The organism is Aeromonas sp. RU39B, assembly GCF_900156095.1.
In the GTDB taxonomy this organism is placed as follows: Bacteria; Pseudomonadota; Gammaproteobacteria; order Enterobacterales; family Aeromonadaceae; genus Aeromonas.
This window is the reverse complement of the sequence record NZ_FTMJ01000005.1, coordinates 50,196-73,223: the sequence shown is the minus strand read 5'-3', so window position 1 is coordinate 73,223 and position 23,028 is coordinate 50,196. Positions and strand designations below refer to the sequence as shown.

Below are 23,028 nucleotides of genomic sequence, written 5' to 3'. Positions count from 1 at the left end.
CATATACAGCAATAATAATGGTGCCTTGGCCGAAGCTACTGCGGATTGGCCACCGGATAGATGACCTGATCGCGCCAGCCGGTGATGATGCGTCGCACACCTTCGAGCATGCGATCGAGCTCGGCATCACCGCTATCCACCCGAAGCGGTCGCCCCTCAAGGGAGGCCAACTTGCTCTTGGTGGCCAGCACCAGCATCCGCTCGGGCCCGATGGCTCGGATCACCGCCGGGCTCAGCTGCTGGTTGCCTCGTCCAAACAGATGTCCCTGCCCGCCGATCGGGGTAATGACCAGCATACAGGGGCGCCCCTCAATCCAGGTAAGGATCTCCTGGGCGCGCAGATCCTGCCCGATCAGCCGGCCATTTTCCACCAGATCCACGCCCAGAAGCGTGTTTTCGAGACCCAGCTCATCCATGCAGGCGGCCACCGTACTGCCCGACCCCATCAGATAGAGGGTATCAGGTTCCATGCGTGACACCACCTCAGCCGCAATGTCGGCCAGCACCAGCGCCTCTGACTCACGCCCACCCTGCTTGACCGACTGAATATACTGCAAGTCTTGCGGCACCATCAGCTCACCAAAATGGCGGGCTCGCACCCGACCGGCACGAAACGCCTCTTCGTCGATATCCATCACCTCCCCCTCACACAAAGAGAGAAGCTCGCCCTTGATCATGCGTGCCGCCACCCGTCCGGCGGCCTGCGGCGTGACCCCGTATACGCCGGAGTGAATTTTGCACCCCGCCGGAATACCGAGCACATGCACCTGCTCACCGACCGCTGCGCAAATATCGCGAGCGGTGCCATCGCCACCGGCAAACAGCAATAGATCAACACCTGCGGCGCACAGGGCCACGGCAGCATCACGGGTATCCTGCGCCGTGGTGATCTCCCCCTTGGGATGCCAGATCAGCTCACAAGGCAGACCCACTTCGCGTGCCACCGATTCCCCCATGGCGCCGGCCACCGTCAGCAGCTCAAACGACAGTCCAGCCAATGGCTCCAGCGCGCTGCGCGCCCGCAAACCGGCTTGGGGAACCGCGCCGCGGCGCAGCGCCTCGTCGACCACGTCATCCGATCCCTTCAATGCCACGCTGCCGCCGACACCGGCGATTGGATTAACGATGAGCCCCAGACGAAACATTGCCACCCCTCCCTTTCGTGCGAATGGAACATTTTAACCATTGAACAACATGGCACAAGGCAACAGTTATCGTTACAATCGCCGCCGTTTTATCTGGACAAGGTGTACAACATGTTTGAATGGATCCTGGATCCCTCGGCCTGGATAGCCCTGGCGACCCTGACACTGCTTGAGATTGTGCTTGGTATCGACAACATCATTTTCATCTCCATCCTGGTAGGACGCTTGCCGCCTGCCCAGCGCCAGCGTGCCCGTATCCTGGGGCTGGGGCTGGCGATGGGTACCCGGATCCTGCTGCTGTTGTCGCTGGCCTGGGTGATGCGTCTGACCACACCGCTGTTCACTATCTTTGAAGAGGCGATCTCCGGACGTGACCTGATCCTGCTGCTCGGTGGCCTGTTCCTGATTGCCAAGAGCACCCATGAAATTCACCAGACTATGGAAGGCGCCGCCGAAGAGGGTGAGCCGGATGTGAGCAAGGTGGCAGGCTTTGTCTCGACCCTGATCCAGATTGCCATTCTCGATATCGTCTTTAGTCTCGACTCGGTGATCACCGCCGTGGGCATGGCGAACCATGTTCCGGTCATGGTGATGGCCATCGTGATCGCCGTGGGCGTGATGATGTTTGCCGCCAAGCCGATCGGGGATTTTGTCGACCGTCACCCGACCCTCAAGATGCTGGCCCTCTCCTTCCTGGTGCTGGTCGGGTTCGCCTTGATGGCCGAAGCGTTCGAGTTGCACATTCCCAAGGGCTACATCTATTTTGCCATGGCGTTCTCGGTGGTGGTCGAGATGATCAACATCCGCCTGCGTGGGCACCTCGACAAGAGCGAATCCTGATCCGCTGTCATGATCAAACAGGGCGCCCATGGCGCCCTGTTTACTTTTGTGTCGTCACGCCTTACGCCGTGAAGTGCGCCGGCTGGGACGGTTTTTCACTGACCTCCACACCGATGCCGCACAGATCCCGGTAGAGAATGCCCTTGATGTTGTAATAAAGCGGCGCCAACCACAGCAGCCCCAGACCAAACGGAATGAGCGCCAGCATCAGCAACAGGGCCATCACGGCGTGCAGCAGCAGAATCGACGGCCAGCCATGAACAAACAGGCGCAAAGAGACCAACACGGCGCGCAGCGGGGTGAGGCCGCGCTCCAGCACCAGCGGGACAGTAAAGATCAGCCCCATCCCCACCACCGCCGAGGGGATCAGTGCCATCATCACCGGCAGATGCAACAGCGCAAACAACGGGCCAAATACGCTGGTGACCACGCTGGAAATCAGCGCCAGTGAGCCAAGCCGGGCAAAATGGCGGAAGAAATCGAATACCTGGGTGGCGCGAGCGCGCACCCCGATCGATTGCTGCAGCCCCAGCATGTCGAGCGATGAGCTAAGCGGTGACATCAGTACCGTGACCAGCAGACTCATGATCAGGGTCAGCGACACATCATCATCGGCAATCAGATGCGGCGCCAACACCACCTGGGTCAACAGCAGCCAGAAGGCCAATACCCCGGCAATGGCGATCAGCAATCCCCAACCATGGCCACGGGTCTGGGTCCAACCCTCTTTGAAAATACTCTTGAGATCGAGGCGATACGCCTTCTCCAGGGAGCGCTGAATATCGCCCCCGACACGAAATCTGTTGTTCAATTGACTATCCATAACGACAAAATGCCAACATCAGGCGAGGCATTATAGCCCGTTTGGTTTCGAGATCAGCCCTTTGCGCCGATTTCACCGACGCCCCTTGGCGAAGCCCGCGACCGGGCATAGGATAAAACTCCCTTCGCCAGCGTGGCGCATCGGTACGCTGGTTGTTTTTCGTGTCTGCAAGGAGTTTCCATGTCCGAATTGATGCTCTATGCCACCCCTGGCACCTGTGCCATGACCGTTCATATCGCCTTACTGGAAGCCAATGCCGGCCATCAGGTACACAAGGTCAATCTGGCAGGGGGCGAGCAACGCACCCCCGAATACCTGGCCATCAACCCCAAGGGCCGAGTACCGGCACTGGTCACCGAGCACGGCGTGTTAACCGAAACGCCGGCGCTGCTGCTTTATGTTGCCCAGCGTTTTCCCGAGGCACACCTGGCACCGCTCAATGATCCATTCCTGCTGGCGCGCATGCAGGAGGTCAACAGCTTCCTGGCCTCGACCGTGCATGTGTCCCATGCCCATCGCCCCCGCGCCAGCCGCTGGGCAGACGATGCCGATGCCATCAAGGCAATGCAGCAAAAAGTGCCACAAAACATGCGTGAGGGCTTTGCCCAGATTGAAGAGCACTACCTCACCGGCCCCTGGGTGCTGGGTGAGCGCTTTAGCGTCGCCGACATCTACCTGTTCGTGGTCGCCGGTTGGCTGGAGAGTGATGGCGTAGATATCGCCGAGTTTCCCCGCGTCGCCGAACACTTCGCCCGTATGCAGCAGCGCCCCTCGGTGGCCGCCGCCCAGACCCTGTAACGGATCGGGCCGCGTCTGCGGCCCGTTTCTTTTGACTCTGCTGCAGCGTCATTTTATCTTGCCTTTGCGATCTTATTCACACTCCTGAAACATTCCTCTGGCTAGCGCTCCTCGCCTCTACTAACCTTCAACGCAACCGGTTACGCAACCGGTTGCGTAAACCAGAATCATGAAGGCGACCGAGCCGGAGGTGTTGTATGAAACGAGGCAAGCTGCTGAATGCGCCGTTAAGCGCCCTGATAGCCCGGGTGGGCCACACTGACGAGATCGTGGTCTGCGATGCCGGCCTGCCGATCCCGGACGGCCCCGAGCGTATCGATCTGGCCCTGATGCCCGGCACCCCCACCCTGCTCACCACCCTTGACGCCCTGCTCAGTGAGCTGACGGTCGAGCGTGTGGTGCTCGCTCAAGAGATCAAGACCGTGAGCCCGGACTGCCATCAGGCACTGCTTGAGCGCCTCACTCGCCACGAACAAGAGCAAGGCAAACCGATCACTGTCGATTATGTCAGCCACACTGAGTTCAAGGCGCAAAGCCAGCACAGTCGCGCCATTGTGCGCAGCGGTGAAACCACCCCCTACGCCAACCTCATTCTCTGTGCCGGCGTGGCGTTTTAAGGTGCGGTCATGAATCAGCAACACACGCCCCTGCTTGAACTGACGGGGATTACCAAACAGTTTCCCGGCGTGAAGGCGCTGGATGAAGCGGGCCTTCGTGTCTATCCGGGCCGGGTCATGGCCCTGCTCGGTGAAAACGGCGCGGGCAAATCGACCCTGATGAAGGTGCTGACCGGTATCTATCAGGCCGATGCCGGCACCATTACCTATCGTGGTCAGCCGGTGGCATTCCGTGGTCCGCGCGAGTCGCAGGATCAGGGGATCAGCATCATCCACCAAGAGCTCAACTTGCTGCCCGAGCTGTCGATTGCCGCCAACATTTTCCTTGGCCGCGAGCCACGTACCCGCTTTGGCAGCATAGACCACAAACAGCTGCGTGAGCGCTCGGCCAATCTGCTCACCCGCCTTGGTGTGCGCCACGGCCCGGATACCCGGCTTGGCGATCTCTCCATCGGCGAGCAGCAGATGGTCGAAATTGCCAAGGCCCTGTCGTTCGATGCCAGCGTCATCATCATGGACGAGCCGACCGATGCGCTGACCGATACCGAAACCGAGCAGCTGTTCGTGGTGATCCGCGAGCTGCGTGCCCAAGGTTGCGGGATTGTCTATATCTCTCACCGCCTCAAGGAGATTTTCGAGATCTGTGATGACGTCACCGTCCTGCGTGATGGCAAATGGATTGGCGAGTGCCCGGTCAGCAGTCTGGATGAAGATCGCCTGATCGAGATGATGGTCGGCCGTCGTTTAGACGAACAGTACCCGCACCTCTCTCGCGCCCCCGGCGCCGTGACGCTGCAGGTGAACAATATCCGCGGTCCCGGCGTCAAAGAGGCCAGCTTTACCCTGCATGAAGGGGAAATCCTCGGCTTTAGCGGTCTGATGGGCTCTGGCCGTACCGAGCTGATGAAGCTCATCTATGGTGCGGTGCGCCCGAGCGCCGGCACCCTGCAACTGGGTGGTAAGCCGCTGGCCCATCGTTCGGCCGCGGACGGCCTGGCCGCCGGGATTGCCTACATCTCGGAAGATCGCAAAGGTGACGGGCTGGTACTGCCCCTGTCGGTGCGGGAAAACATGACCCTGTGCGCCCTGCGCGAATTTGTGCGTGGTATTCACATCGACGGCGCGGCCGAGCGTCAGGCCGTTGGCGATTATATCCGCCTGTTCAACATCAAGACTCCCAGTGCCGAGCAGCCGATCCGCCTGCTCTCGGGGGGGAACCAGCAGAAAGTGGCGATTGCCAAAGGGCTGCTGACCCGTCCCAAGGTGCTGATCCTCGATGAGCCAACCCGGGGTGTCGATGTGGGCGCCAAGAAAGAGATTTACCAACTTATCAACGAATTCAAGAAAGGCGGACTGAGCGTCATCATCGTCTCGTCCGAAATGCCCGAGGTGCTGGGCATGAGCGATCGCATCATGGTGATGCACGAAGGTCGCATCAGCGCCGAATTGAATCGCAATGAAGCCAATCAGGAGCGCCTGATGGCTGCCGCAGTAGGAAAACAATGGCAAGAGGTGCCGGCATGACATCCCAAACCGTGGCCCGTCAGGGCTTCCTGAGCAAACGCTGGTGGATTGATAACAAATCCCTGATCGCCCTGCTGGTGCTGATCGCCGTGGTCTCGCTCCTTAATAACCAGTTCTTTACCGCAGGCAACCTGCTGAACATCCTGCGCCAAACCTCGGTCAACGCCATCATCGCCGTCGGCATGACGCTGGTGATCCTGACCGCCGGCATTGATCTGTCGGTGGGTGCGGTGCTGGCCCTGTGCGGCGCGTTTGCCGCCACCATGATCGCGGCAGAAGTGCCGGTGCTGATCGCCGTACCGGCTGCGCTGGTGATCGGTGCGCTGCTCGGCGGCGTCAGTGGTCTTATCATCGCCCGTGGCAAGGTGCAGGCCTTTATCGCTACCCTGGTCACCATGACCGCCCTGCGCGGCTTTACCATGGTCTATACCGATGGCCGCCCCATCTCGACCGGTTTTAACGATGCCGCCGACCAGTTTGCTTGGCTCGGTACCGGCTATCTGTTCGGTATCCCGGTGCCGATCTGGCTGATGGCGCTGACCTTCCTGTTCGCCTGGTATCTGCTCAACCACACCCGTCTGGGCCGCTATATCTACGCCCTGGGGGGTAATGAATCAGCCACCGCCCTCTCTGGCATCAACGTGGCCCGCGTCAAGTTTGCGGTCTACAGCCTGTGCGGCATGCTCTCTGCCCTGGCCGGCCTGATTGTCACCTCACGCCTCTCCTCGGCCCAGCCGACCGCTGGCATGGGGTATGAGCTCGATGCCATCGCCGCCGTGGTGCTCGGTGGTACCAGCCTGATGGGCGGCAAGGGTCGCATCATGGGAACGCTGATCGGTGCCCTTATCATCGGCTTCCTCAACAATGCCCTGAACCTGCTCGACGTCTCTTCGTATTACCAGATGATTGCCAAGGCCAGCGTAATTTTGCTTGCCGTGATGATCGATAACAAAAGCAAGTAACACCTACAAGGAACGAAACGATGAAGAAAATCCATACCCTGCTCGCCGCTGCCGTTCTCTCCGTCATGGGCACCACTGCTCATGCTGCTGACAAAACGGTGGCTCTGGTGGTCTCTACCCTGAACAACCCCTTCTTCGTGACCCTCAAAGACGGGGCCGAGGCCAAAGCCAAGGAGCTCGGCTACAAGATCATTGTGCTGGATTCGCAAAATGACCCGGCCAAAGAGCTTGCCAACGTGGAAGATCTGACCGTCCGCAAGGTCAACGCCATCCTGATCAACCCGACCGATTCAGCCGCCGTGGGTAACGCCATCGTGCTGGCTAACCGTGCCGATATCCCGGTGCTGACCCTCGACCGTGGCGCCGCCCAGGGCAAGGTCAAGGCGCACATCGCCTCTGACAACGTCGCTGGCGGCAAGATGGCCGGTGACTACATCGCCCAGAAGGTGGGTAAGGGCGCCAAGGTAATCCAGCTGGAAGGGATCGCCGGTACCTCTGCCGCTCGTGACCGTGGTGAAGGTTTCGCGCTGGCCGTTAAGGCCAACGACTTCAAGGTACTCGCTTCCCAGCCGGCCGATTTTGACCGTACCAAGGGTCTGAACGTCATGGAAAACCTGCTGGCCGCCCAGCCGGAAGTGAAAGCCGTGTTTGCCCAGAACGACGAAATGGCACTCGGCGCCATCCGCGCCGTACAGGCTGCCGGTAAAGAGGTCATGATCGTCGGCTTCGACGGCACTGACGATGGTAAGGCTGCCGTTGCCAAGGGCAAGATGGCGGCAACCGTGGCTCAGCAACCGGCCCTTATCGGTGCCATCGGCGTGGAAACGGCCGACAAGGTACTCAAGGGTGAGACCGTTCCGGCCTCTATTCCGGTTCCGCTGCAACTGGTCACCAAGTAAGCTTGCAGGGGCAGCCTCGGCTGCCCCGTATTGCTTGCCCTGCTGCTGGATACCGGCAGCAATGCAAGCCGTATCAGACTCGAATCAGGAAATAGGATGATGAACCAACTTGTCGTTCTCGGCAGCGTCAATGCCGACCATGTTTTGCGCGTACCCCATTTTCCGCGCCCCGGTGAAACCCTGTGCGGCCATAGTTATCAGGTGCTGCCGGGCGGCAAAGGTGCCAACCAGGCCGTCGCTGCGGCGCGTCTTGGCGCTGACATCGGCTTTATCGCCCGCATCGGTGACGATGCCATCGGCCACCAGATGCGTGATGGTTTTGCCCGTGACGGCATTAATGTGAGCGCCGTCGAGTGCGACCCTGCCCTGCCGACCGGCATCGCCATCATCTATGTGAGCGATGAAGGGGAAAACAGCATCGGCATCTCGGCCGAAGCCAACGGTGCACTGACCCCGGCCGTGGTCGAGCAGCACGCCGCGCTGATTGCCGATGCCAACACCTTGCTGCTGCAACTGGAAGTCCCGCTCGCCAGCGTGCAACGCGCCGCCGAAGTGGCCCGTGCCGGCGGCACCCGTGTCGTGTTGAACCCGGCGCCAGCCCAGCCGCTGCCACCGGCCCTGCTGGCACTGGTCGATCTCATTACGCCGAACCAAACCGAAGCGGAGCTACTGACCGGTATCAGCGTCACCGATGAGGCCTCTGCACGCCTCGCGGCAGAGCGCTTTCACGCCATGGGTATCCAAAGCGTGATGATCACCATGGGCTCGCAAGGGGTGTATGTCAGCGAAGGCGGCCAAGCGGCTCTGGTGCCGGGCTTTCGCGTCAGCGCCACCGACACCACTGCAGCCGGTGACACCTTCAACGGCGCATTTCTTGCCGAGCAGCTGCGTGGCAGCGATACCCACAGCGCCATCCGTTTTGCCCACGCGGCCGCCGCCATATCTGTCACCCGCTTTGGTGCCCAGAGCTCGATTCCGACCCTTGATGAAGTCACCGCCTTTCTCAAGGAGCGTGGCTGATGGCCAACATCCGTGATGTGGCGACCATGGCGGGGGTGTCCACCACCACCGTCTCCCACGTCATCAACGAGACCCGTTTTGTGGCCGAAGAGACCCGCGAGCGGGTCTTCGCCGCCATGCGCGATCTCAACTACGCCCCGAGCCTGGTCGCCCGCAGCCTCAAGGTCAAAGAGACCCACAGTATCGGTATGCTGGTCACCACCTCAAGTAACCCCTTCTTTGCCGAAGTGGTGCGCGGGGTAGAGCGCTACTGCTTCGAGCAGGGCTACAACCTGATGCTCGGCAACACCGAAGGGGAAGCGGCAACGGCCCTCTCCTACCTCAAGATGATGCTAAGAAAGCGGGTCGATGGCTTGCTGGTGATGTGCAGCGAAGGGCAGCAAGAGGTACTGAGTCAACTCGGTTGGCTCAAAGACTTGCCCGTGGTGCAAATGGACTGGGGTAACAGCGGTGGTGAGGTGGATCTGATTGCAGATAACTCGCGCCACGGCGGCTGGCTGGCCACCCGCCATCTGATTGAACTTGGCCATCGCAAGATTGGCTGCATCACCGGACCGAGCCAGCGGGCGCCCGGGGCCGAGCGAGTTGCCGGTTTTCACGACGCGCTGCAAGAGGCGGGTCTGGAGTGCCCAGCGCAGTGGCTGTGGGAAGGGGATTTTGATTGCGCCAGCGGCCATCGCGCCATGCAGGCGCTGCTGACCTTGCCAGATCGCCCCACCGCCCTGTTTGTCTGCAACGATCTGATGGCCATGGGCGCCATCAGTGCGGCTACCGCTGCCGGACTCAAGGTGCCCGATGACATCTCGATCATCGGCTATGACAACGTGGCACTGGCCGAGTTTATGTCACCGCCGCTCACCACCATCAACCAGCCCAAAGAGGAGCTCGGTCGCCTGGCGGTTACCCAACTGATGAGTCGTATTAACGGCGATGCGGGCTCGGGACGTTTGATCAAGCTCGAGCCCAACCTGGTTATCAGAGCCTCCTGCTGCGCGCCGAGCGCCGCCTGATCTATTGCAGCGGCGGGGGCGAGCCGAGCAAATCCCCCACTGCCTGCGCCTTGGCCACACCGAGCTCTGCCAGCAATTCGTCGACAAACTCCGGCACAATGCGCGATGCCGGCCCATAGCGCTTCTCGTCAAACTGACTCTCCACCTCACTCGGCTCGAGATTGAGCTCAAGGGTATGGGCGCCTGACAGGCTCGCTTCATGGACAAACCCGGCAGCCGGGTAAACAGCGCCCGACGTGCCAATCGCAATAAACAGATCACAGCGCGACAGCGCCGCATAAATGCGATCCAGTCCGATGGGCATCTCGCCAAACCAAACGACGTGCGGGCGCAGTGGCTGCGGAAACTGGCAGCAGGAGCAGAGATCCTGTTCACTCAGCGCCCCTTTCCACTCAATCAGCTGGCCCGAGTGCGGACAGCGGGCTTTGAGCAGCTCGCCGTGCATGTGGATAAGCTGCTTGCTGCCGGCCGCTTCGTGCAAATTGTCGATGTTCTGGGTCACCAGCGTAACGGTGCCGGGAAACAGGCGCTCAAGGCGAGCCAGCGCATAGTGCGCCGGGTTGGGGTGCACCTGGGGTTGTTGCAACTGGGCACGCCGCTCGTTATAAAAGCGCTGCACCAGCTGGGGATCGCGGGCATATCCTTCCGGCGTCGCCACATCCTCGATGCGATGCTCTTCCCATAGGCCGTCGTGGGCACGAAAGGTCTTGATCCCCGATTCGGCCGAGATCCCGGCGCCGGTCAGAATGACAATGTGTTGGTAGCGTCGCTCCATAACCCCTCCCTGTTTTCTTGACCCTAGCATGCCCCGACAAACCGTGCCTATTCGCCCTTGGTCGAAGCCCCTAGCCAAGGGTCGAGCACCGTCAGATCAAGCCGGACAAACACCATAGAGCGGCCGGTCACCAGCGACAGCGGCAAACCGAGATGATGGAGCAGTTGCAGCATGGGGCGATTCTCGGCCAGCACATCAGCCAGCCACTCGCTGACCCCTTCGCTGCGCGCCAATAGAGCCAGCGCCAACAGCAGGCGCCGACCGATGCCTCTGCCTTGGTAACGGTCGGCAATCAGACAGGAAAACTCCGCGCGTCCGCTCTGGCGCACACGACGAATCGACTGCGCGTGAGCCACCGGCAAACCGGCGCTGTCGCACAGCAGCAGCGAGCACTGCTGCTCAGGGGAGAATTGGGTAAACGCTGCGACTTGCTCGGCACTGGGCCGGCGTTTGGCGCGCATAAAACGCAGATAAATCGTCCGGTCGCTGAGCTCAGCATACGCCTGCACCAAGGCGTCACCATCGGCCGGTGTGAGCTCACGCAAGATAAGAGATTCAGCGCCGAGCTGCCAAGTGATCGGCAGCTCGGCGCGGCTGCGCGGCCATTGCCATCCGGCCAGCGCCTGCGAGAGTCGCTCCGGCTCACCGGGATAGCAGTGGTAGCGCGGCGTCATGGTTACCAGCGCCCGTGAAAGCCGCGCTCTTCCCACCAACGGGCATCCAGCAGGGCATAGGGGTCATCCAGATAGATCTGGCAGCCTCGCTCGCGGGTGCGCTGCAAAAAACTATCGAGCAGCCCACCATGATCGAGCTGCGGCTGCACCCGATACCCAAGCAGGATCGCTTCTAGCGGTAATCGCTCGAGCAACTCAAACGACAGCCGCTCCGGCCGGTCGATCAGCAGTGCCAGCGTGGCGCCGGCCAAACGAGCCTGCAACGCCAGCGAAAAGCGCTCGGGCAAACTTAACAGGGCGTCTTGCGAGCGCACCACCAGCGTCAATTCTGCCGGGGAGCGCCCCTCCTCGGCCAGCCACTGTTTGACCGTCTCCCAGTTCATATCGAGGCTGGCGAGCAGCACCCAGCGCCGCTCGCCGACCGGCACAATGGCAGCGCGGGTAGCCAGCACGCCTAACGAGGCGCCAGACCAGTTTTGGATACGACGACTGTCAGTGCGCCGGGCTGGCAAGGTCGGTCGCCCTTCGTACAGTTGGTAGAGCACCGGCAGCAACCGTGAGGGTTCAAGCGGTTTGGTAAACGCGCCGACCACCCGCACGCCTTTATCGGCCAGCAGACGGGCCGCCCCATCCACCAGCGTCTGATCATGGGCCGAGAGCAAGATCACCGGCAACGACAGCGAAGGCTGAGCGCCGAGCACATGAATGGCGTCGTCCCCGGCCAGCGCCAAGTCGCTTATCAGCCAATCATACTGCTGCTGTTTGAGCGCCATCAGCAAGCTATCACCATCGGCGACCAGATCGCAGGCAGGACCCATCTGCCGGACCAGCGCCGCGATCTGGGCTCCTTGAAACGGATGATCTTCCAGAACAATCACGCGCTGGCTCGCCAGCCACTGATGCCAGGCGAGTAGCGCCGCATCAATTACCTCTGTCCAGGGTCCATCCACTGGCAGCACACCGTGCGCGTGGTGCAACACCGCATTGAGCGGACTGCTGCTATAAAGGGCCGGGGAGTAGAGCGCAAACTGGCTCTTACCAAACCAGCTGCTCCACTGCCAGTGCGCCTGGGGCTCGACCCGGCGCAGCGATAACTCTGCAGGCAGCGACTGACGCCGTGCCTGACGATAACTGACATCATCCAGCGCATAGAGGCAGAGCGGGCGAAACTCTTCCCCTTCTGCATCTACGCCTTCAAGCAATGCATAGAGCTCTTCATCGCTGATGATACTCATGACTCACCTCGCAATCTGAGCGTTTCCTCGTCAATTGCCTGCTCCAGAGCACCAATGCCATCCCATGTCGGATCAGCCTGCCACCGCTCAACTAGTCTGACCAGTTTGTCTGACCCTACCATTTTGGCCGAGCCCTTGATGCGATGCAATTGCGCAGCCCAACCCGCCTTATCACCACAGCGCCAGCATTCGGCCAGCTTGGCCAGATCCTGCCGATGGGTCTGCAGATAAATGGTCACGGTCGCCTCATCAAGCAGAAGCGCCGATGCTAGCGACGCGGGCTCACTGGATGTTGGCTGCACCGCGCTCTGCTCTCCGGGCGCCTGACGATGGAGCAGGGCCGCCAACTCCTGGCGGCGCACCGGCTTATCGAGCCGGCCACTACAACCACAAGCGGCCAATCGCTCGGCCGACTGAACGCTGAGATCAGCGGTAATCACATAAACCGGCAAAGATTGCCAACGGGGATCACGTTTTATCTCGTCACACAGGGCGGCACCGTCCATGCGCGGCATCTGCAGATCGGTCAGCACCAGATCCACGCTGAGCCCTTCGCTCAACTTGGCCAGTGCATCCACGCCATCCACGGCGGTGCACACCTCGGCGCCAAGCTGGCCCAACTGCATGGCCAGAACCCGGCGATTGAGATCGTGATCTTCGACCAGCAAAACCCGTAATCCGGCTGCGGCGGCAGGTTGATCCAGCGGCTCGTCATCGACACGCTCCACCAGAGCGCTCAGCACGCTTCCTGGCACCAAACGAACGCTGCCCCACTGCCAAGCCGGCGCCCCCTGTTCATCATGGATAGCGGCCAACACCGCCCCATCAACACGCTCACTGATCCTCAAGCGTTGCAGCCAGCGGCGCACCTGCTCGGCCTCCCGCTCGGGCAATTGCAGGTTGACTGCGCTCGTCACCGGCCGCCGTGGCAGTGGATGTTCGGCTTCACGAAGTGGCAGACGGCACCAGAAACAGCTGCCCACCGCCCGCTCCGAGACGCCAATGTCGCCCCCCATCAAGGTGACCAATTGATGGCAGATGGCAAGTCCAAGACCCGTCCCCTGCCCCTGCCGGCGCGCTTCCAGCCCCTGCTCAAAGGGGAGGAACAGGCGCGGTCGCAAAGCCGGATCGATGCCGGGACCTTGGTCTTCTACCGCTAGCAGCAGGCTCGCCTCGTCACGGCTGACGCGAAGACGCACCTCACCGTGCGCGGTGAACTTGATGGCGTTGGAAAGCAGGTTATGCAGGATTTGTGAGACCCGGTGCGGGTCGAGCCACAAGGTGGTGGGAAGCTCGGGGGTGATGCGCACACTCAAACGCAGCCCCTTGTCCAGCGCCTTGGGCCAGTGAATGGCCACCACCTGCTCGCAAAGCAGCGCCAAATCGACCCGCTGCGGGGTCAGCGCCAACCGGCTGCTCTCATTACGGGTAAAATCGAGGATGTCGTTGAGTAGCCCAAGCAACTCATCAGTGGCCATGCGAACCCGCTCCAGCGCTCTCCCCTGATCGGTCGCCATCGGCGTACCGGCCAGCCACTCGAGTAACCCGATAATGGCGTTCATCGGCGTGCGAATTTCATGGCTGATGGCCGCCAAGAAACGGCCTTTGGCCTCTGCTGCGGCTTCGGCGCGCTGACGTGCTTCTGACAGGCCCAACTCCACTTCGCGGCGGCGCTCCACCTCATCAGCCAGCATGCGCCTTGAGCGCCAGATAAACAGGGTGATGGTTCCGCCAATGAGCAAAATCCCCAGTGACGAGCCTATCCAGACCCCGTAGCTCACCCCTTCAACCTGGGTGACCGAGATCTGCAGCCAGCGCTGGCGCAACTCATCTTGCTGGCCGGGGGTGACCGTCATCATCGCCTTATCGAGGATCTTGGCCAGCATGGGTTGATGAGGCGAGACCGCAAAGGCCAGCCCCCAGCGCTCATCGACCAGATCGCTGATGGAAAGATCGTGCAGCTGGTTAAGACGTAGCGGATATTGCAGTTGGTAAAGGTCCGCCAACAGCGCCACACCCTCTCCGCGGCGCAGCCGCTCCGCCCCATCGACAATCGAGGGCACCTGTTTCCAGCGCGCGTTGCCAAGCTGCGCCAGTAAGGAGGGATCCCACAAGCTGGCAGGCACTAGCACCTCTTCTCCATCCACGTCGGAGAGATGATGATAACTGCCACGGGCACTGAGCAGCGCCCAACGGCTCATCGCCATGATCCGGGTAAAGCGCAGTCGGCTCGACAAGTCACTCGACTCGACCAAGCCCAGCATCAGATCAGCCTCCCCCTGCTCCACCAGTTTGAGGCTCTCCTCCCGGTCGCGCCCCTGCAGCCACTCTAGCGCGATACCGTGACTCTTAAGCAGGGTTTGCAGCACATCCATTGACCAGCCAGTGGGCTGACCGGTGCGACTTACGCCTGAAAAGGGCTGTAAACCCGGGTTTGCCACCACCCGCAGCACCCGGGTGCGCGCCAGCCAGGATTGCTCATCATCGCTCCACTTGGTCTGGTTAATGGCATGGGTGGCGTTGGGGACATAGTTATCCAGCACCCGATAGACGTTTGCTGGCGGTAGGTAGCGAATGGCGCTATTGACCGCCTCAAGCAGCAGAGGCTCAGGACGGACCAGCATGCGCAGGGACATCTGCCATTCACGCCGATCCAGCGTGCGCATATGAATATCGAGCTCAGGGTGTTGCCGCAGCAGCTCGCGCTCCGAGAGATAATCGCCGAGATAGGCATAGCCCTTGCCCTGCTGCAACAGGGGAATGGGCGACGAGCCAGGGGTCAAGGCACGCACCGGATGGCCGGGCAGGATCCGCTGTAACAACTCATCGGCGTACCACGCCGGCTGCAGCAGCACCGGGCCATTACTCTCTTGTGGCAGATACAGTAGTGCAGGCTCTACCGTCAGCAGTGGCTGGCTCTGCGCCGCTGTTTCGTGTTCCAGCTCTTCGGGCCCGAGTACCGGCACCAAATCGCACTCACCCTGGTTAAACGCCTCCTTGACCTTCTCCCAGCTGGGATAGGTATGGGTCGAGAGCCCAACTTTCAGCAGCTCGGCAAGCTGCCAGGAGAGATCAGGCACCATACCCCGGTGATCAAACAGATAAGGGGGATAATGGATCCTGGGAACGCAAAGGGTCAGAGATTGGCGCCACGCCAGATAGTCGCGAATTGGCTCGCGCAAAGGCAGCGTGTCCGCAACCGCGGACACGCAAAAAAACCAGATTGAAAAAAGCCAGGCAATGCCTGGCTTCATCTCAACTTTTCGGCTCGACATTCTCGACCCTTGCCTTGAGCTTCTGCCCGGGACGGAAGGTCACGACCCGCCGGGCCGTAATGGGAATATCTTCACCGGTTTTCGGGTTACGACCCGGACGCTGGTTCTTCTCACGAAGATCAAAGTTACCGAAGCCGGAGATTTTGACCTGTTCGCCCCGTTCGAGCGACATTCTTATCTCTTCAAAGAAGGCTTCCACCAATTCTTTGGCCTCGCGCTTGCTCATCCCAAGCTGGGTGAACAGGTGCTCTGCAATATCGGCTTTGGTCAGCGCCATAGATCAATCCCTCAAGGATGCGTTCAACTCATCAGAAAGCGCCTTGACCACTCTCTCCACAGTCTCGGCGATCTCTTTTTCTTCCAACGTGCGCTGGGTATCTTGCAGCACCAGGCTGATTGCCAGACTCTTCTTGTCGTCTGCCATGCCAGCGCCCTGGTATACGTCAAACAAGTTTATTCCAACTACCTGATTTCCGCCAACTTTTTTAATAACGCTCAAAACGTCACCAGCCAGAATCTGACGGTCAACGACGACCGCGATATCACGGCGGTTGGCCGGGAACTTGGAAACCTCGGTCGCGGCAGGCACCTTGGCCGGCGTCAGCTTGTCGAGTTCGATTTCGAACAAGACTGCACGGCTCTTAAGACCCAGCGTCTTCTCAAGGCTCGGGTGGATCACGCCCATGTGGCCAATCACCACGCCATTACGCAAAATCTCGGCGCACTGGCCCGGATGCAGCGCACTGTGCTCGGCACGCTCGAAGCTAAATGTGGCCCCTTCACCGGTCAGCTCCAGCACTGCTTCCAGATCGCCCTTCAGATCGAAGAAATCGACAGCGCGTGCCTTGGCATCCCAATGTTCGTCGCTCTGGTTACCGGTGATGATGCCGGCCAGCATCGGCACCTGACGGATGCCATTTTCGGCGCTCGCGTCCTTGATAAAACGCAGACCCTGCTCAAACAGGCGCACACGCGGCTGCTGGCGGTTCTGGTTATAAACCACCGCCTGCACCAGCCCCGGGAACAGCGATACGCGCATGGCCGACATCTCCACCGAGATGGGATTGGGCAGCACGATGGCATCGCTTTGCGGGAACAGCGCTTGCTGGGTTTTGGGATCGACGAAGCTGTAGGTAATTGCTTCCTGGAAGCCGCGATCAACCAACAGGTTGCGCACACGCTTGAGGGTCACCTGTCCTTCAGCCTGCTCAATCATGGCGAGCGAAGCGGTCGGCTTGAGGTTCGGGATGTTGTTGTAGCCGTAGATACGGGCCACTTCCTCGATAAGGTCTTCCTCAATAGCCATGTCAAAGCGCCAGGACGGCGCCAGTGCAGTCCAGCCTTCGGCCGTGGCGGTTACCTGCATGCCCAGACGGGTCAGGATCTCGACCACTTGCTCATCGGCGATCTGGATACCGATAACGCGCTCCATCTTGCTGCGACGCAGCGTGATGGGTGATGCCTTGGGCAGATGCTCGTCGGATTTGACCTCGATCACCGGACCGGCTTCGCCGCCGCAGATATCGAGTAGCAGACGGGTGGCACGGTCCATGACCTTGTGCTGCAGCTGCGGATCAACACCACGCTCAAAGCGGTGAGACGAATCAGTGTGCAGGCCATAAGAGCGGGCACGACCGGTGATGGAGAGCGGCGCAAAGAAGGCGCACTCAAGCAGCACGTCGGTGGTGGTCTCGCTAACACCGGTACGGTTGCCACCAAAGATACCGGCAATGCAGGCCGGACCCTTGCTATCGGCAATCACCAGCGTGTTCTCTTTAAGCTTGATGTCGCTGCCGTCGAGCAGGGTCATCGGCTCATCGGCCTTGGCACGACGCACCACCAGCTCCCCTTCCAGCTTGGCCAGATCGAAGGCGTGCATCGGCTGACCGTATTCCAGCAGCAGGTAGTTGGTGATGTCGACGATGGCATCGATGGAGCGAATACCGCCACGGCGCAGCTTTTCCTGCATCCACAGCGGGCTTTGCGCCTTAAGGTTCAGCCCCTTGATAACACGGCCGAGGTAACGCGGGCAGTCAGCCGGCGCATCGACGCGGATCGGGAAACGGGCATCGGTCGTGGCGGCAGCCGGCGTCCAGGTCGGTTCGACCACGTCGGCGCGATTGAGCACACCGATTTCACGGGCCAGACCGGCAATACCAAGGCAGTCGGCACGGTTTGGGGTGAGATCCACATCGATGGTCACATCGTTGAGGCTCAGGTAATCGCGCACATCGGTGCCGACCGGCGCATCTTGCGGCAGCTCGATAATGCCATCGGCGTCGACTTCGATGCCCAGCTCACTGAAGGAGCAGAGCATGCCGTGGGACGGCTGGCCGCGCAGCTTGGCTTTCTTGATGGTGAAATCACCCGGCAGGGTTGCACCTACCTTGGCCACACACACCTTGAGCCCGGCACGGCAGTTCGGCGCGCCGCACACGATATCAAGCAGCTCGGCCTCACCCACGTTCACCTTGGTCACACGCAGCTTATCGGCATCCGGATGCTGGGCGCACTCGACCACTTCACCCACCACCACATTGTTAAACTGGCCGGCAACCGCCTCAACGGCGTCCACTTCCAGACCGGCCATGGTGATCTGCTCAGCCAGCTGGTTATCACTCAACTCGGTGCGGACCCACTCCATCACCCAGGATTTGCTGAATTTCATGTTCTCTCGCCCTTACTTGAACTGCTTGAGGAAGCGCAGGTCGTTTTCGAAGAAGGCACGCAGGTCATTGACCCCGTAACGCAGCATGGTGAGGCGCTCGACGCCCATACCGAAGGCAAAACCGGAGTACTTCTCCGGATCGATGCCGACCGAACGCAGCACGTTCGGATGGACCATGCCGCAGCCCAGCACTTCCAGCCAGCGGCCGTTCTTGCCCATTACGTCCACTTCGGCACTCGGCTCGGTGAACGGGAAATAGGAGGGACGGAAACGAATCGTCAGATCTTCCTCGAAGTAGTTACGCAGGAAGTCATGCAAAATCCCCTTGAGCTCGGTAAAGCTGACGTGCTCATCCACCAGCAGGCCTTCGACCTGATGGAACATGGGGGTGTGGGTCATGTCGTAGTCGTTACGATAAACACGGCCCGGCGCAATGATGCGGATCGGCGGTTGCTGCTTCTCCATGGTACGGATTTGCACGCCCGAGGTGTGGGTACGCAGCATCAGATCAGGATTGAAGTAGAAGGTATCGTGGTCGGTACGCGCCGGGTGATGCGCCGGAATATTCAACGCATCAAAGTTGTGAAAGCCGTCTTCGATTTCCGGACCGCGGGCCACGCTAAAGCCCATCTCACCAAACAGACGCTCGATACGCTCGATGGTGCGGGTCACCGGATGCAGACCACCGTTTTCAATGCGGCGGCCCGGCAAGGTGATGTCTACGGTTTCGGCAGCCAGCTTGCGGTTGAGCTCGGCAGCTTCGAGCGCGTCACGGCGCTCGCCCAGTGCATCCTGCACGGCTTGCTTGGCCTGGTTGATAACGGCGCCGGCAGCAGGACGCTCTTCGGGCGACAGCGCACCCAGCCCCTTCATCTGCTCGGTAAAGAAACCCTTCTTACCCAGATACTTGACCCGGATCTCGTCAAGCGACGCGATATCGCCTGCCCCCTCGATCTCGGCCCTGGCTTGGCCGACTACTTCTTCAAGCTGCTGCATGATTTCCTCGTCAACACTCCCGACGCGGGAGCTTGCTTATGCAAAAAATCGGAAAGGGCATGATAGTACAAAAAAAACCGTGATCCTGCCTAGGATATTGCGCCGCAACAGACAATTTTCCTTGCCGCCACACCCGAGCCAATGCCAACGCTCACAGCCAGTCTCGCTAGCAGTGACGATACCGCTGATAGGGTCCCGACGGAGCCCCCCTGTTTGGTGGTTTTTTGAAAAAAAAGATGAAAAATGAGCACCTTGGCAACCGGTTGGTCAAACTGAAGACAAAAAAAGGCCCGCGACAGGCGGGCCAACCATAGAACCCCAATGGATAACAAGAGGAGAACGCTCTGTAAGCCTAGACCCGACCGGCAACACCTGCCATGACCCCTTCACTCTTTACGATTGCCACCCGCAGAAATGCGAGCCGCTTCGCAGTTAGTCTCGTATGAAAACGTTATTATCTAATTAATCACGAAATCAATAATGACATGGAGCGTAATACCATGAGTCTGCCCGTCAACAATTGGCACAAACTCTCAGATTTGGAACAACCGGAGTGCGGCTGCGCCTCTTGGCAACAGCACTGGCTGCGCGTCACCCAGCATCGCTGGCCGGCCACCTGTTATGTGGCCGGTTGCCACAACAGAGCCACTCACGCGGCGCATATCCAGCATACTAATGATCCGCGCCACTGGGTGCTGCCCATGTGCGAAGAGTGCTATCAGGCCAGCGGAGCCTTTACCATCAAATCAGTGGTGACACTGGTGCGTAGCAAACAGGCTCGCGCCTGCCTGGAAGTATTGGAAGAAGTGGAAGCTGTTTGAATTTCTGCGCTGACGAAGGTTGTCACTGTGACGGCCCGGGCTCCAGCATCTGAGTCAGCTCGGGATAGTTTATCTTGAGCTCCTCACGAGTGCTCCCGGATGCAAGCGCCGCTTTCGAGATAACCAGATAGCCAGTGTCAGTCTGCCGGGGGGCACCTTGGTGTTGTACACGCAGCGCCGCCACCTTGACCCCGTCATAGCCGATTCGATACGGCCGCTGGGCAATCAGTGCTGAAAACTGGCCGTTGATGACCCCCTCCAGCAGCCGATGGCTCATATCAAACCCCACATTCACAAGCCGCTGATGCCCGGGCAGATGCTCCAGCGCCAGCAGCACGCTGGTGGTGGTGGTTTCATTCGGCGTGAAGATCCCGTCAAACTGCCCCTTCAAGGCGGTCAGTGCAGAGCGCGCCAACACCCTCCCCTCAGCGACATCATCCCCGATATAACTGTCATGGACGATGGTCAAACCGGAGGCTGTCGCCGCATCGATAAATCCCTGCTCGCGTAAATCAGTTGAGCTGATCCCTTTTTGCAAGCGCAGCAACACAACACGCCCTTTACCGCCCAACTGCTCGGCCATATAACGCCCAGCGGCTTGCCCGGCTGCGTAATTGTCAGTGGCCACCAGATCGATAAGGTCAGACTGACCTGCCATTCTGTCGATATAGATAACCGGAATGCCTTGCGCTTCAGTTTGCGCAATAAATTCGTCGTAATTCATGCTCGGCGCGACCACCAAGGCTTTACAGCCCAAGCGTCCTATCATATTGACGATCTTCTGTTGCTCCTGTGCATGGCTGGAGGTTTTGGCCCCTCGGAAATAGATTGAGTACCCCAGATCACGTCCGGCATCGAGTGCGCCACGCTTAACCTGTTGCCAAAAAAGTTCAACTGCACCGCCAGGCACGACCTGAATACATGACTGAGCACTGACAGTCATGGCAGGCAATACCATCAGGCTCCATAACACCGTCACAATGAACAAACGCATACCTTCCTCCCAGGGCCGCGCACTTTACTCACTTGTGAACCAAAAGGCGACGCTAAAACGATTCACTACCAAGAGAGATATAACCAACACGCTGAATGTCGGCCATATCACAACGACTTATCAGAGATTAGATTCTTGATAATCAATGTATTAGTCACCATCCGTCGACCTCTTTTCAACACTGGATGGTTTGATCATAGCAATAAATAGTCATACGAGGCTCATATTGACCTATGATCGGCTGACACAGAATATTGAACACCCTCTGATGTTTAACCGAGACAGCCATCGAAAAACAAAAGAGGCTCACACCATGGAGCCTCTTCTCGATCTTTTTCGTCATTCCAACTTTAGTGTGCAGCTAGCTCACTGTAGAGATCTGGCTTTTCTTGCATAAGCATCAATACCTTCGCAGCCAATCCAGTCGGATTGCGACGCCGGGTTTCCCAGCTTTTGACTGTATCAACGCTCGTTCCCAACGCTTGGGCAAACTCCTGCTGCGATACCTTGAGGGCCAGACGAATAGCCTTGACGTCAGCAACCTCATATTTTGTCCGTACGGCAGGCTCTACGCGACCCCGTTTGATCTCGATGGCCTCTTCGAGAGAAGCTTTCAGTTCGTCAAACACGCTCATATCAAACCTCGCCTTTCAGTAACGTGGTCAATTTCTTCAACTCTGCTTTTTCTGCGCTGGTGAGGCTCTCTTTCTCACTCTTCGCATAAGCCAGAACTAGGTATATCGTTTCAACGGTCGCTAAAAAGTAGATCACCCTAGCACTGCCGCTCTTCCCTTGCTGGCCTGTTGCCATGCGCACTTTTCTCAGGCCGCCAGTACCTTGGATCAAATCGCCTTTTTCTGGCTGGGCAATCAACTCTGCCTGTAATGCTCTGAGCTCATCGTCAGTCGCAAGGGCCTTTATCTGCTTAGTGAAGATCGACGTCTCTATAAATTCAATCGCGTGACTCACGCATCACTCACTTTGAACACCTTCACACCATGGTGTACATAGTACACGCCGCAAAATCAAGAAACAATGTTGCTTTTGTGCTGTCGCCACTTTGTCGCCATTTTGCCAAAAACAAAAAGGCCGCTATCATTAGCGGCCTTCGTAACTCTTTGATTCTATTGGTGCCCGGAGCGGGACTCGAACCCGCACAACCAAAGGTCGAGGGATTTTAAATCCCCATTTTTATCCTTCAAAATCAAAACTTTAAGCGTGATTCGGGGAATGCGCAGCTTTCGTAACTTATTGATTTCACAAGGCCCAACTCTGCGTATTCCCTAACAAAAAGCCTGCAAAAATAGCAGGCTTTGTGGTCTTCAATTCAGCAAATCTCTCATCTTCTGCACCTGGCTATCCACCTCTGCCCTCGTCACTCTATCCATGTCCAGACATGCCAGCATCTCGGCTAGCCGCTCAAATTCCAAACCAATCGCTCGCCTATCAGGGCTGTCGTTGCTCTGTAACTTCATCTGCCCACTCCAATCACTGCCATCGGCCTCACGGCCGTAGAACACTGTATGCAAATACAGGTGTTTTGATACTCTACCACAGAGACTGAAGCGATGAAGTGAACATTTTTTTAAAGCTCTAAGCGGCCTACCTGGTCATTCCTTGACCACTATTGGGGTGGAGTTCTCTCTCCTCCGAATAGGTTGACATTCCTATCAATCAGCGGAAATTTTCACCACGCCCTTACCAAAACATTAACTAGAAATCCGACAACTGCGACTGTGCCCAGCCACATGATCACATTGTCCACGCTGGCATTGGTGGCCTTGAGCATGAACCAACAACCGATCAGAAACGGTGGTATAGCCAGTGCAAAGTGGATGCTGATCAGCGCACCGGCTATCAGCCAAAGTATCAAAGCAATACCGGCCATTCGTTGGCCCTCATAGTGTTTGTGAGGTGATTTTAAACCCACTACCCTGGCTATCTAAGGGCCG

22 protein-coding genes are annotated in these 23,028 nt (G+C 59.0%); 9 read left to right on the top strand and 13 right to left on the bottom strand.

All coding sequences use genetic code 11. From position 1 onward, the window contains the following. Nucleotides 1–35: 35 nt before the first annotated feature. Nucleotides 36–1,145 carry an ATP-NAD kinase family protein gene (locus tag BW958_RS09175; protein ID WP_076575441.1) on the bottom strand — a complete coding sequence of 370 codons (1,110 nt, stop codon included), beginning with the start codon at nt 1,143–1,145 and terminating at the stop codon, nt 36–38. Between the two features lie 111 nt (nt 1,146–1,256). Here BW958_RS09175 and BW958_RS09170 point away from each other — a divergent pair, with 111 nt between their 5' ends. Beyond that, entirely contained in the window at nt 1,257–1,985 is a 729-nt protein-coding gene (locus BW958_RS09170; protein ID WP_076575440.1) for a TerC family protein, read from the top strand. Nucleotides 1,986–2,046: 61 nt separating this feature from the next. Here BW958_RS09170 and BW958_RS09165 read toward each other — a convergent pair whose 3' ends face one another. Then, complete coding sequence (locus BW958_RS09165) at nt 2,047–2,808, bottom strand: hypothetical protein (protein ID WP_076575439.1); 762 nt, start codon at nt 2,806–2,808, stop codon at nt 2,047–2,049. A gap of 180 nt (nt 2,809–2,988) precedes the next feature. Between BW958_RS09165 and BW958_RS09160 the strand changes: the two genes are divergently transcribed. From BW958_RS09160 to BW958_RS09130, 7 genes are all read left to right on the top strand, one after another. Next, nucleotides 2,989–3,606: a glutathione S-transferase family protein gene (locus BW958_RS09160; RefSeq protein ID WP_076575438.1), complete on the top strand. Its 618-nt coding sequence runs from the start codon at nt 2,989–2,991 to the stop codon at nt 3,604–3,606. A gap of 197 nt (nt 3,607–3,803) precedes the next feature. Then, a complete protein-coding gene (gene rbsD, locus BW958_RS09155) occupies nt 3,804–4,223 on the top strand; it encodes a D-ribose pyranase (RefSeq protein WP_076575437.1) in 420 nt (139 codons plus the stop codon). A gap of 9 nt (nt 4,224–4,232) precedes the next feature. Next, nucleotides 4,233–5,747 (top strand): ribose ABC transporter ATP-binding protein RbsA, encoded by a 1,515-nt coding sequence (gene rbsA, locus BW958_RS09150; RefSeq protein WP_076575436.1) that lies wholly within the window; start codon nt 4,233–4,235, stop codon nt 5,745–5,747. After that, nucleotides 5,744–6,709 (top strand): ribose ABC transporter permease, encoded by a 966-nt coding sequence (gene rbsC, locus BW958_RS09145; RefSeq protein WP_076575435.1) that lies wholly within the window; start codon nt 5,744–5,746, stop codon nt 6,707–6,709. The genes rbsA and rbsC overlap by 4 nt, the downstream gene beginning before the upstream one ends. 20 nt (nt 6,710–6,729) lie before the next feature. Then, nucleotides 6,730–7,608: a ribose ABC transporter substrate-binding protein RbsB gene (gene rbsB, locus BW958_RS09140; RefSeq protein ID WP_076575434.1), complete on the top strand. Its 879-nt coding sequence runs from the start codon at nt 6,730–6,732 to the stop codon at nt 7,606–7,608. Nucleotides 7,609–7,707: 99 nt separating this feature from the next. Further along, a complete protein-coding gene (gene rbsK, locus BW958_RS09135; RefSeq protein WP_076575567.1) occupies nt 7,708–8,628 on the top strand; it encodes a ribokinase in 921 nt (306 codons plus the stop codon). Continuing rightward, the gene (locus BW958_RS09130) at nt 8,628–9,638 is read left to right on the top strand and encodes a substrate-binding domain-containing protein (protein WP_076575433.1); all 1,011 of its coding nucleotides are present in this window, start codon (nt 8,628–8,630) and stop codon (nt 9,636–9,638) included. Before rbsK ends, BW958_RS09130 begins: the two co-directional genes overlap by 1 nt. A gap of 1 nt (nt 9,639) precedes the next feature. Here the strand turns inward: BW958_RS09130 and cobB are convergent, their stop codons facing one another. The 7 genes from cobB to pheS are packed head-to-tail and all read right to left on the bottom strand — an operon-like array spanning nt 9,640 to nt 19,261. Then, the gene (gene cobB, locus BW958_RS09125; protein ID WP_076575432.1) at nt 9,640–10,413 is read right to left on the bottom strand and encodes a Sir2 family NAD+-dependent deacetylase; all 774 of its coding nucleotides are present in this window, start codon (nt 10,411–10,413) and stop codon (nt 9,640–9,642) included. Nucleotides 10,414–10,460: 47 nt separating this feature from the next. Further along, nucleotides 10,461–11,087 (bottom strand): GNAT family N-acetyltransferase, encoded by a 627-nt coding sequence (locus tag BW958_RS09120; RefSeq protein ID WP_076575431.1) that lies wholly within the window; start codon nt 11,085–11,087, stop codon nt 10,461–10,463. 2 nt (nt 11,088–11,089) lie between these two features. Beyond that, complete coding sequence (locus BW958_RS09115) at nt 11,090–12,322, bottom strand: response regulator (RefSeq protein ID WP_076575430.1); 1,233 nt, start codon at nt 12,320–12,322, stop codon at nt 11,090–11,092. Further along, a complete protein-coding gene (locus BW958_RS09110; protein ID WP_179078840.1) occupies nt 12,319–15,531 on the bottom strand; it encodes an ATP-binding protein in 3,213 nt (1,070 codons plus the stop codon). Before BW958_RS09110 ends, BW958_RS09115 begins: the two co-directional genes overlap by 4 nt. Nucleotides 15,532–15,577: 46 nt before the next feature. Continuing rightward, nucleotides 15,578–15,874 (bottom strand): integration host factor subunit alpha, encoded by a 297-nt coding sequence (ihfA, locus tag BW958_RS09105; RefSeq protein WP_076575428.1) that lies wholly within the window; start codon nt 15,872–15,874, stop codon nt 15,578–15,580. A gap of 3 nt (nt 15,875–15,877) precedes the next feature. Beyond that, entirely contained in the window at nt 15,878–18,265 is a 2,388-nt protein-coding gene (gene pheT, locus BW958_RS09100) for a phenylalanine--tRNA ligase subunit beta (RefSeq protein WP_076575427.1), read from the bottom strand. 12 nt (nt 18,266–18,277) lie between these two features. Further along, entirely contained in the window at nt 18,278–19,261 is a 984-nt protein-coding gene (gene pheS, locus BW958_RS09095; protein WP_076575426.1) for a phenylalanine--tRNA ligase subunit alpha, read from the bottom strand. A 500-nt stretch (nt 19,262–19,761) separates the two neighbouring features. On the opposite strand from pheS, the gene BW958_RS09090 reads away from it, so the two are divergent. Next, a complete protein-coding gene (locus BW958_RS09090; protein ID WP_076575425.1) occupies nt 19,762–20,082 on the top strand; it encodes a hypothetical protein in 321 nt (106 codons plus the stop codon). 22 nt (nt 20,083–20,104) lie between these two features. Here BW958_RS09090 and BW958_RS09085 read toward each other — a convergent pair whose 3' ends face one another. From BW958_RS09085 to BW958_RS09070, 4 genes are all read right to left on the bottom strand, one after another. Continuing rightward, on the bottom strand, nt 20,105–21,076 hold the full coding sequence (locus tag BW958_RS09085; protein ID WP_076575424.1) for a substrate-binding domain-containing protein: 972 nt from the start codon (nt 21,074–21,076) through the stop codon (nt 20,105–20,107). A gap of 350 nt (nt 21,077–21,426) precedes the next feature. Then, on the bottom strand, nt 21,427–21,711 hold the full coding sequence (gene nadS / locus BW958_RS09080) for a NadS family protein (protein ID WP_076575423.1): 285 nt from the start codon (nt 21,709–21,711) through the stop codon (nt 21,427–21,429). A 1-nt stretch (nt 21,712) separates the two neighbouring features. Next, a complete protein-coding gene (locus BW958_RS09075) occupies nt 21,713–22,045 on the bottom strand; it encodes a type II toxin-antitoxin system RelE/ParE family toxin (RefSeq protein WP_076575422.1) in 333 nt (110 codons plus the stop codon). A 718-nt stretch (nt 22,046–22,763) separates the two neighbouring features. Next, on the bottom strand, nt 22,764–22,964 hold the full coding sequence (locus BW958_RS09070) for a hypothetical protein (RefSeq protein WP_076575421.1): 201 nt from the start codon (nt 22,962–22,964) through the stop codon (nt 22,764–22,766). Nucleotides 22,965–23,028: the final 64 nt, after the last annotated feature.

Excerpts from the sequence above, each read along its gene's own strand:
- rbsA (WP_076575436.1), top strand. The coding sequence starts at position 4,233 with ATGAATCAGCAACACACGCCCCTGCTTGAACTGACGGGGATTACCAAA.
- ihfA (WP_076575428.1), bottom strand. The coding sequence starts at position 15,874 with ATGGCGCTGACCAAAGCCGATATTGCAGAGCACCTGTTCACCCAGCTT.
- rbsD (WP_076575437.1), top strand. The coding sequence starts at position 3,804 with ATGAAACGAGGCAAGCTGCTGAATGCGCCGTTAAGCGCCCTGATAGCC.
- BW958_RS09170 (WP_076575440.1), top strand. The coding sequence starts at position 1,257 with ATGTTTGAATGGATCCTGGATCCCTCGGCCTGGATAGCCCTGGCGACC.
- BW958_RS09175 (WP_076575441.1), bottom strand. The coding sequence starts at position 1,145 with ATGTTTCGTCTGGGGCTCATCGTTAATCCAATCGCCGGTGTCGGCGGC.
- BW958_RS09085 (WP_076575424.1), bottom strand. The coding sequence starts at position 21,076 with ATGCGTTTGTTCATTGTGACGGTGTTATGGAGCCTGATGGTATTGCCT.
- pheS (WP_076575426.1), bottom strand. The coding sequence starts at position 19,261 with ATGCAGCAGCTTGAAGAAGTAGTCGGCCAAGCCAGGGCCGAGATCGAG.
- nadS (WP_076575423.1), bottom strand. The coding sequence starts at position 21,711 with ATGAGCGTGTTTGACGAACTGAAAGCTTCTCTCGAAGAGGCCATCGAG.
- rbsC (WP_076575435.1), top strand. The coding sequence starts at position 5,744 with ATGACATCCCAAACCGTGGCCCGTCAGGGCTTCCTGAGCAAACGCTGG.
- cobB (WP_076575432.1), bottom strand. The coding sequence starts at position 10,413 with ATGGAGCGACGCTACCAACACATTGTCATTCTGACCGGCGCCGGGATC.
- BW958_RS09165 (WP_076575439.1), bottom strand. The coding sequence starts at position 2,808 with ATGGATAGTCAATTGAACAACAGATTTCGTGTCGGGGGCGATATTCAG.
- BW958_RS09120 (WP_076575431.1), bottom strand. The coding sequence starts at position 11,087 with ATGACGCCGCGCTACCACTGCTATCCCGGTGAGCCGGAGCGACTCTCG.
- BW958_RS09070 (WP_076575421.1), bottom strand. The coding sequence starts at position 22,964 with ATGGCCGGTATTGCTTTGATACTTTGGCTGATAGCCGGTGCGCTGATC.
- BW958_RS09160 (WP_076575438.1), top strand. The coding sequence starts at position 2,989 with ATGTCCGAATTGATGCTCTATGCCACCCCTGGCACCTGTGCCATGACC.
- BW958_RS09090 (WP_076575425.1), top strand. The coding sequence starts at position 19,762 with ATGAGTCTGCCCGTCAACAATTGGCACAAACTCTCAGATTTGGAACAA.
- BW958_RS09130 (WP_076575433.1), top strand. The coding sequence starts at position 8,628 with ATGGCCAACATCCGTGATGTGGCGACCATGGCGGGGGTGTCCACCACC.
- BW958_RS09115 (WP_076575430.1), bottom strand. The coding sequence starts at position 12,322 with ATGAGTATCATCAGCGATGAAGAGCTCTATGCATTGCTTGAAGGCGTA.
- rbsB (WP_076575434.1), top strand. The coding sequence starts at position 6,730 with ATGAAGAAAATCCATACCCTGCTCGCCGCTGCCGTTCTCTCCGTCATG.
- pheT (WP_076575427.1), bottom strand. The coding sequence starts at position 18,265 with ATGAAATTCAGCAAATCCTGGGTGATGGAGTGGGTCCGCACCGAGTTG.
- rbsK (WP_076575567.1), top strand. The coding sequence starts at position 7,708 with ATGAACCAACTTGTCGTTCTCGGCAGCGTCAATGCCGACCATGTTTTG.